An 8,692-nucleotide genomic window follows, 5' to 3' on the forward strand; every position below is an offset into this window, starting at 1 on the left:
GGCTTAAACATCCCAAGTAAAAGTGTATGAGAATCATTGGGACAAAAAATCGGCTAATCGTTTAAAGTTTTATTGCGTAGAAATAACCTATTTTTGTTCATCATTATCATTGCTTTCGTCTAAAATGTGACTAACTTTCTGAAGCCAAAACTTACTAGCTTTCATTGCTTCTAGTAATAAATCTTGTTCATCTTGATCTAAGCTACCGTTTCTAGCTTTATCGTGCAACTGCTGCCATTGGCGCATAAAGCCAATGATATACCAAAAATCTGTTTGCTCTGTATAATCTAAAGCAAGCCAATCAAAAATAATAACAAAGAGTTCATCGTGTTCTTCGGAATTTAACCTGCCTAATTCATTATGCAATGTGGCTAATTTTTTTTGTGTCTCTGGATTTAACTGTAACCAAAGTAAAATAATCTTTAGAAGATTATTTTGTTCTTCCCTCGAAAGGTTAAGTATTTGAGAGATTATTTCTTGTATGCTTGGAGACAGTGAAGATAGCAGTAAAGATAATGGATTTTCTACTTCTGCTTCTAATTCAGGAGCATTATTTTGACGAGGATTAGTACGACTATTACGAGGAGTATTGCGGCTATCAGTGGTGGTATTCTCCCTAACAAATCTTTTTTTAGATTGCTCATCCAATTACTGGGGTCTGCTGTACCAGTTGCTTGGGGTATAGGACTCCACTGATTTCCATCTACACGACTAGATAAACTGCGCCAAATTCTAGCCTTTTCTAACGCATCCTTCGATTTAAAAGTTGTGACAACTATAAGTAAGGAATAGTTGTCTGGTAGGCAATTAGATTCTAATTCCATACTCAATTCTGATAGTAATTCTAGGGAGTTTTTATTGCCAATTAGTCCTTCATAATTTGCTGTTTGATTAGAAGCTTGGATAAGCTCTTGTGCGTCTTCTTCAATATTTTTAATATTTTGCTGTGATACTTTAAAGCCGTACTTATCATCATTAGAGATGGCTTCGTCAATATCATGTTCAAATTTGCCAATATCTCGTAATGCTTGAATTGTTAGACCTCTCAAAAGTTTCTCAGATTCTGAATTTTCATCACATATCCAAACTATTGAGTTTCTGATAGAACGCTCCATAAAATCTATGCGTTCTTCTTTCGCTTTTAAACCAGTAATAAGTAAAAATAGTTTACCTCTTTTATTACGTGCTAGAACAAGAGATTGCTTCTGACTATCAATTAAATTTGTAAGTGTTATTGTTTCACCATTTGTAGTCTCAAAGGACGAGCGTAAGGCTTCTGGAATTTCTGGAACAAGTTCCTCGCTTTCTACTTTTAGCCACTGATAGTCTTTATCTTGAGGAATGCCGCGACTTTGAATATAAACAGTCATTGTATTCTCCTATTAAATTAAATGTTTATCCATTTATCACCTTGCATAATTGTAAAACCATCTGTGGTTTTACAACCTTTAGCGAATTCTTCTACAGCTTCTTTAAGTTCCTTATCTAGACCTAACCAATTGCGGATAAAATTAAGATACTTCCACTGTCGTCCATCAATATGTAGTTTTAACAAAAATCTGAGAATATAACGCAGTGGTTGCTCGCTATCTTTAGGATTATATTTAGCATCAGCTTTTGTTTTTCTGAAACTAAACTTTGGATTACCATTAGAATCTTCTTCGATGCGATAAAAAATAACTTCTCCAACAGTTTGAACTGGTGTAAGAATGCTAACAATCCAAGGATTTAGTTCTGAAGATTGGAAATACTTGATAAGGTTAGAATATCCTTTTCTGATAGCATCTATTAGCTCTTGCGTTTTTTGTGGAGTTTGTAAATATTTTTCACACTTTACGGGTGCAAAAATAACCATTTTGGGATTTTGCAAACTTTTCAAATTTTTTTTAAAATAATCTTTTATTGCTTGAGGTTTGTTAATTAAATCATGATACTTTCCGCTTCTTTCCATAAGAGCAGGTGCATCAATAGCAATCAAAATTACAGAAGATTTTTCAATAAGTGAGTTCACGAACTCCTTTTCTTCAGAAGAGGCGTTAGAACTTAAGTATATACCAGGAAAATCATGAAAGGATAATCGCAAAGAAGGCTCTTTTCCTATCTTTCCTATATCAAGTACATAGGGTTGTAAAGACTGAGGTCCAGCCAAAGCTTCTGTTCCTTCAATACCGACTCTACCTTTGGCTGTAAATTGATTTAGTAAGCTTTTGAGTTCTGCCAATCTTTCTTGAAGAATCGCCGACGTATCATTATCAGGTGTCAACTGTAAATTAACAGCATCAATACAACTCTCAAACTGTTCATACATGACAGTCAAAAGTGTTGTTTTTCCAACACCACTTGCACCTAACATTGTAATTTTAAGCTCTTGCATTCAAGGTACCTTAGTATATCAGTCTATAAAGTGCATCAAATCGGGATTATTCGCATCGTTTGCTTGTTCTACTAACGTTAACCATTCACGTCTAGTTTTAGTGCGTTCACCTAACTGACTAAATTGGTTTGTCCACACTTCTGAGCGCACTTCTTGCAAGAAAAAGCGCCACTCTTTTTTAACTCCTTCAGCGCGTAAGACGCGATCAACAAATTCTTCTACTATGGCAAAGGCAGCTTGATTGGGTTCAGCTACTAAATCATCTAATGCTGTTTCACACTGATATATGGCTTCTTCTTGTAGTGTCGTAAGACAATCTCTTACTTCTGAAGCCGTAGGAGAGGAAGTAAGTTGTAGGTTCGTGCCATCGGGTGTAAGTAAATCTAAATGTAGGCGGATACGATGTTGTATGAGTCCACGATATGAGAGTTCAAAGCTTGCTAAAATTTCAAAACCTTGCTTTAGTTGACTGGGAATTCCTTCAATAAGCTCTTTAGGTATGTTTTGAGCTAAAATCTGAAGGAAATCAACGCCCCGTACATTTGCAAGATTACCTAATCCGGCTTCTACTAAAACATCAGTTACGTTGGACTTTACGCGCAAGAGTCCTTTTTTTAAAGCTTCATCTATAGACAAAAAGTGCCCCGACAAGTAAGCGCGAATTTCATTAAGATATTCATAATAAGCATTAGGATAGCCACCTACACGATTACGTCTGTTTTCAATTTGTTGAATACTTGGTATGCCAGTATCTTGTTTACAAGTCTTAAGTGTCACATCAATTTGTTCCTGGAAATCTATATCTGGGAAATCACGCTGCTCCCTTAATTCTTTAAGTAAATTTTCAAGCCCATTAGTGAGTTCACCCCAAAATTGGTCAAATAAATTTTCAAATAATCGAAATTCACTGTTGTCTAGTACTACGTGATTTAAGGCTGCACGAGCTTTCTCTAATTCATTGGCAATTTCACCTTGGAGACGCTCTAAACGCTTTTGAAGGGATGTGGCATACTGTTTGTCAAGACGAGTAATATTGTCGGTCATATAGCTGAGAATTGCATCAAGGACTTGCCCTGCTTCAGCACTGTCAGCACAATTGGCAATCATTTGATAAGCGACAGTGATATGTTTTTCGTCAAGGGTATTCTTCAAATCTTGACAATTATCCCAGTTATCACCGTTTTTAGAATCAGCATTAGTTCTATTAAGAACAAGGAAAGACCATAAACTAGTAGGTAAATCGTCAAGGGCATTATTAACTAAGTCATAAAGTTGCACATCCACATCTGCCCAATAATCGCCAGTTGTTTTGGGCATTCGGATAAACAGGACAATATCAACGTCCTCTCCCAATGTTTTAACTAAGCGAACATCATCCCCAACCCCTGTATCCCCCAAACCAGGCATATCAACCAAAGCAATTTGCCCCACATCCTCATTAGGAAAGTTACAGATAATTTTGACTTCCCGCACAGCCATGTAGTTAAAGTAAACACGTTCACCATTGGGTGTATCTTGAGCAACGTATTCACGAATTTGTTCTTTAGAAATTTTTAAGGGCGACACTGAACGAAATAAATGACGGTATTTACCGATGTTTTTATGGTATCGCTCTAAATGTTCATACATAGCTTGAGGCATTGCAGCCCCAGGTAATTTACCAGTTAATGGTGGCAGGGAATTATTGGCAAAAGTATCGAGCGTTGCAGGTTTAGAACCTAAACCTAACTTCTCATAATACGGTGCAATAACATCATTTAGAAAAGATTGTTCTGAATAAAACCAAACTTCTGCATAAGTATCAACATTCTTATTATGGTGAATAGTGCTGCGAACCCCAGTACAATGTTGGCGATCGCCATCAGGGATTTCAGATGCAGTAAGTCCACTCAAGCTTTGCAGCAATCGGCTTTTACCTTGTCTAGCACGTCCGACAACGCCAACATTAAGCGTTTCACGAGAAAATCGTGCTTTAATCTTGCCAATGGCTTGCAACTCGATGTCAATTTCTGATAAAACATTAGATAAATAAATTTCTTTTAGATACCCAATAACACGCTCTTCTTCAATAGTTGATATTAATTTGGTACGATATTCATCAATTTCGCGCAGTGTCGCTGCAAGAGTCTTTAGACTACCTTCAACAGTTGCAATTTTTTCCGCTAGTGGGCGACGTTTTTCTATTATTGTGGCAATTTGTGTAGCTCTTTGCATAATTTTTAGTTAACAAATAAATTGCTTTATGACTAATTTCACAACAGAGTATTTAGCACAGTTAGACAAAAATAAACCCACCATTTAAAAGTTCATAAAGCCTTTGTTAAAAAGTTGAGAACATAAAGATGTAATGTAATTTGGATAACAATACTAATAAAATAGTAAGAAATAAATATAGTATTTATTATTGAGAGTATCTAAAGCATGAGTTGATAAATAAAATACTCCATAAACTAAGTATTTTTTTACTTTGTAAATTTAGCAAGACAAAACCAGAATGTCAATAAAAAAACCTATCATCAATAAACCCGCGATGAGCAGCATTACATTACATTAATACTACAAGAGTTGTCACTGGAACGATAACTTGGCAGCAAAGGAGAACTTATGCTTCCAATCGCCTATCGGATAAATTATGTTTCTATGCTAACCGGATAGCCGTAATAGAGCTACGCAACACTAGTTACTATTATCGGGTTCCGTATATTCGCAAAAAATCTTTAATCCCACTTTGAGGAGATATAAAACAATAACTGTAGAAATAGCTGGATCTAAAGGTAAACCAGATAAAGTTGTAATAGAAACAATTAATCCAGTAAGTAATGGAGCGCTACCGGGGTTTTTAGTATATTCTTTAAATTGAGCCTGGAAACCATCATCACCGCAAAGTTCTTTGCGTAGTACAGTTAAAGTAGATTGCCAAAGAGATTTTTGATCGTAAGTATCCGTACCGAATTTTTCAGTCCAAAGTTCGTCGAAAGTAGTATTAAAATTACCGTTGTTTTGTTCTAGAGTATCTAATGCTTTTTGTGCGGGTTCGTAGTCGTTAAGTAGCTGTTGAATTTGATTAATTTCGGTTAAGTCTAGTTGGGTAGTCATATAGATTTATAGATATTTAAATATTTGAATTTACGGAAAATTTGATGACTCTTGAATTAATTCTTCCGGAGTTAAAATTCACGGAGTTGTAACTGGGAAATCTTTTTTATTACGAGTAACAATAGCATCTCCTTGCCAAAGAAAGGGGTGTTATTTAGGACGGAGTGAGGTTCTTCCCCTACCCCTCCTCATCCAACCTATCCCGCGCCGCCCAAATCGCCTCCCGCACCTCACCCACACAATCGCCATCCGTCACCTCCCGCCAACTCGTATCAAATTGATTTTCTCCCAAAACCTGCAACATCCGCGCTAAAGCATTGATATAAAAAATAATAAACTCTTGATGATGCTCATTATCAATCACGAAACCACGAATATAAATTGGTAAAGCGTGAGAGTAATTGGATTGCGCTTCTAATACGTTTCCCCATTTAGCCAAGGTTATTGAAACCCAATACCAATCTTGGACTTGTTTAAAAACACCAAAGGTTTTTTGATAAAAACTAATCGCCTCTTCAAATTGGTATTGTTTCTCGGCTAACATACCCAGTTGGTGATAGACAATTGCAGCGCTGTACAAATCCCCTGCATCTTCAAATATTTTCAAAGCCTTGAGGTAATATTGCTCGGCTTGCTCAAATTGCCGTTTTTCTTCGGCTACCCTACCCAGGTGGTAATATTCTCTTGCGGCATTATACAAGTCCCCTGCATCTTCAAATATTTTCAAAGCCTTGAGGTAATATTGCTGTGCTTGCTCAAATTGCCGTTGCTCTTGGGCTACTATACCCAGCTGGTGATAGTCAGTTGCAGCCTTGTACAAATCCCCTGCATCTTCTCTTATTTTCAAAGCTTTGAGGTAATATTGCTGTGCTTGCCCAAATTGCTGTTGCTCTTGGGCTACCCAACCCAGTTGGTGATAGGTATTTGCAGCGCTGTACAAATCTCCTGTATCTTCCCATCTTTTTAAAGCCTTGAGGTAATATTGCTGTGCTTGCTCAAATTGCCGTTGCTCTTGGGCTACCACACCTAGTTGGTGATAGCCAGTTGCAGCTTTGTACAAATCTCCTGCATCTTCTCTTATTTCCAAAGCTTTGAGGTAATATTGTTGTGCTTGCTCAAATTGCCGTTGCTCTTGGGCTATCATACCCAGTTGGTGATAGGTATTTGCAGCGCTGTACAAATCCCCTGTATCTTCCCATCTTTTTAAAGCTTGAAGGTAATATTGCTGTGCTTGCTCAAATTGCCGTTGCTCTTGGGCTACTATACCCAGTTGGTGATAAGTAACAGCAATATTATGATTGACCGAGGAATCATTTAAAGCTATCAACTCATCGAGAATTTCTTGATAAATTACTCTTGCTGCTTCTAAATCACCACGCAACAGTGCTTCGTTAGCTTCATTAATCCGTAGATATATCCAGAATTTAAAAGCATCTTTACCCTTGGCTTTGGCTTCCGATAAATGTATACCAATTTGGTTTAATGCTCTTTGTCGCAAAGCTTTAAATTCCGTTTTGCGCCCTAAACGTAGGTATATCTCTTCCAAGGCTTGCAAAATCGCTTGTGCATAAGCCCATTGCTGTTGTTGTTCGGCGATACGCAGGTTTTGCAGCAAGTTTGGTTCTTCTACCCGCAGGATCGAGGTTGCTAATTCGGCATTGCCGATCAGTTCTTTACGCAAATCATTCGCCGAATAAGCGTAGAAAATCAGCAACTTTTTTTCGAGTTCGGCAATTTTTTGTTGAGCATCCACATCCACCTCGGAATCAATTCCGAGGCTCATATGCGAAGTCGTCTCAAGACGACTAGATGATAAATCTCCACAACCTTCGGTTTCTGTATCACCCTGAGAATTTTTTCCCAACTGGGAAGAAGAATCAAAAGACGAATTTCGGGCATCTTCAGTCCACTGAAGTGGACTTTGTATATCAGCCTGGGAATTTATTCCAAGGCTATTATCCCCAGAATCAATTCCCAAACAAACTTGTTGATTCAACCGTTTCCGCAAAAACCAAGGTAAAGCCGGGTGAATTTTATATATAGTGCTATCTAATTGTTCTAAAATACTAGCTGCTGCGGCTTCATTGAGAATTGCTAACCAATCATCTTTGTGCAAATTCTCCCCAAATACCGTTTTATATACTTGCCCAAATTCATCATCAGGGCTTTCTGAAAAACCATTAAGCAAATCTACATTCACCCTCTCACAAAACAACCCCAAAAACGGTAAATGTCTCCTCGCTTTCTCCGACAATTTACTAAAAGAATAATCCAACGAAACCGTCAGCGATTTATCCCTTCCTTCTTCTTCCTCCCCCGCAAAAGTATCCAATCCCTGACGCAAAGCTTCAATTAACTGCTTTGGTGTTTGCGTTTTCAAATGCGGTAACACGACTCGCAATGACAAGGGATGTCCCCCCAACAGTTTCAATAATTCCAAATATTCTTGCGGTAACTTGGCTTTATCTACCCCGGCAGTTTGCAATATCTTCGCGGCTAATTCTTCTACATCCCCTGCGAGCAAACCGCCTAAATTCAACAGCGTATAACCACAATCAAGCCAAGATTCCTCGCGACGACTGGTAATTAATACCCAAGTTTTCCCACTGCCTAATTGTTTGAGAAACTGTTTGAGTTCGTTTCTTTCTTCCCCACTCAATAACGGCTCATTCCCAGTGGGAAAACCATTTACAGGTTCAAAGTTATCCCAAATTAATAAGCATGGTGAGGAAAGCAGATATTTCAACACCGCAGCTTGTTGTTTATCTGTGGGAAGCGAATTAAATTTATCTAATTTATCTTTCCAAACTTCCCTACCAACTGAGTTGATAACATTACTCAACGTTGCGCCATGTTCAAAGGAGACAAAGAACATTTTACTATCACGCCCTTGAGTTGATTCTAACCACCGCGCAAATCCGCAAGATAATTCAGTTTTACCGACACCGCCCATTCCTTTCATTAATGCGATATTATTTTGACGAAATGCTCGCTCTAATCGCAAAATATCGTAATCGCGTCCGATAAAACCGTAGGCTCCTTCATCTGGAAACCCTACCAATTGCGTAATGGTTTCTTCTGATTCTAAAAATGCATCAAGATCGAGAATATCATCTGTACTATCTTCAGGAATAAACGGCGCGTAACTTTCCTGCTGATACAAAACTGGAACAATCCAATCTCGCAATATTTTATCGCCTTTTGGACTTGGACGTTGCGGTT

General features: G+C 37.8%; 6 protein-coding genes. All 6 read right to left on the reverse strand.

Annotated features, from left to right (window positions below; all coding sequences use genetic code 11):
• Positions 1-87 precede the first annotated feature (87 nt).
• The gene (locus ACM03V_RS26430; RefSeq protein WP_414623780.1) at positions 88-648 is read right to left on the reverse strand and encodes a hypothetical protein; all 561 of its coding nucleotides are present in this window, start codon (positions 646-648) and stop codon (positions 88-90) included.
• Complete coding sequence (locus ACM03V_RS26435; protein WP_414623781.1) at positions 537-1,370, reverse strand: hypothetical protein; 834 nt, start codon at positions 1,368-1,370, stop codon at positions 537-539. The genes ACM03V_RS26430 and ACM03V_RS26435 overlap by 112 nt, the downstream gene beginning before the upstream one ends.
• A 17-nt stretch (positions 1,371-1,387) precedes the next feature.
• The gene (locus tag ACM03V_RS26440; RefSeq protein WP_414623782.1) at positions 1,388-2,374 is read right to left on the reverse strand and encodes a hypothetical protein; all 987 of its coding nucleotides are present in this window, start codon (positions 2,372-2,374) and stop codon (positions 1,388-1,390) included.
• An 18-nt stretch (positions 2,375-2,392) separates the two neighbouring features.
• Positions 2,393-4,588, reverse strand: coding sequence for a hypothetical protein (locus ACM03V_RS26445; RefSeq protein WP_414623783.1), 2,196 nt, complete (start codon positions 4,586-4,588; stop codon positions 2,393-2,395).
• Between the two features lie 462 nt (positions 4,589-5,050).
• A complete protein-coding gene (locus ACM03V_RS26450; RefSeq protein WP_414623784.1) occupies positions 5,051-5,470 on the reverse strand; it encodes a hypothetical protein in 420 nt (139 codons plus the stop codon).
• A 178-nt stretch (positions 5,471-5,648) separates the two neighbouring features.
• A partial coding sequence (locus ACM03V_RS26455) for a tetratricopeptide repeat protein (RefSeq protein ID WP_414623785.1) occupies positions 5,649-8,692 on the reverse strand: 3,044 nt, incomplete at its 5' end.

The organism is Calothrix sp. CCY 0018 (assembly GCF_963920925.1).
Taxonomy (GTDB): domain Bacteria; phylum Cyanobacteriota; class Cyanobacteriia; order Cyanobacteriales; family Nostocaceae; genus Rivularia.

Bases quoted from the DNA above. Each gene is read 5' to 3' on its own strand.
- ACM03V_RS26435 (WP_414623781.1), bottom strand. From the start codon at position 1,370: ATGACTGTTTATATTCAAAGTCGCGGCATTCCTCAAGATAAAGACTAT.
- ACM03V_RS26440 (WP_414623782.1), bottom strand. From the start codon at position 2,374: ATGCAAGAGCTTAAAATTACAATGTTAGGTGCAAGTGGTGTTGGAAAA.
- ACM03V_RS26445 (WP_414623783.1), bottom strand. From the start codon at position 4,588: ATGCAAAGAGCTACACAAATTGCCACAATAATAGAAAAACGTCGCCCA.
- ACM03V_RS26450 (WP_414623784.1), bottom strand. From the start codon at position 5,470: ATGACTACCCAACTAGACTTAACCGAAATTAATCAAATTCAACAGCTA.